1 protein-coding gene is annotated in these 453 nt (G+C 68.7%); it reads left to right on the top strand.

All coding sequences use genetic code 11. The features are described from left to right. Positions 1-99: 99 nt before the first annotated feature. On the top strand, positions 100-453 hold a 354-nt coding region (locus tag M3149_RS22755; protein ID WP_251711625.1), incomplete at its 3' end, for a VOC family protein.

The raw sequence follows: 453 nt of genomic DNA, 5'->3' as shown, positions 1-453 counted from the left end.
CTACTCGTCCGTTTGGATGGCACGAAACACGCGCTTTGTTGCGATCATGGCCGTCATGCATCGCACGGCACGCACCGGTGCGTCCGCCACGGAGACGACATGCACGACCCCGCCCTCGGCCCCATCGACCAGATCGGCTACGTAGTCGCCGACCTCGACCGCAGCATCGCGCGCTGGCGCGCCCGCCACGAGGTCGGCCCGTGGACCGTGTTCCGCAACGTGCGGCTCGACGGCTGCCATCTCGGCGAACCGGTGACGGTCACGATGGACGTCGGGCTCGCGTATCGCGGCGATCTACAGATCGAACTGATACACGTGACGAACGACACGCCGTCGCCGTATCGCGACGCGCACGGGCAGCCGCTCGTCGGCCTGCATCACGTCGCGTGGGTCGTCGACGATCTCGATGCGGCGGTCGCACGGCTCGCCGCCCGCGGCCTGCGCGTCGTGTTC

Source organism: Hydrogenophaga intermedia (assembly GCF_023715105.1).
GTDB lineage: Bacteria > Pseudomonadota > Gammaproteobacteria > Burkholderiales > Burkholderiaceae_C > Hydrogenophaga > Hydrogenophaga intermedia_A.
The sequence above is the reverse complement of the archived record's forward strand: the minus strand, read 5'-3'. Positions and strand labels throughout refer to the sequence as shown.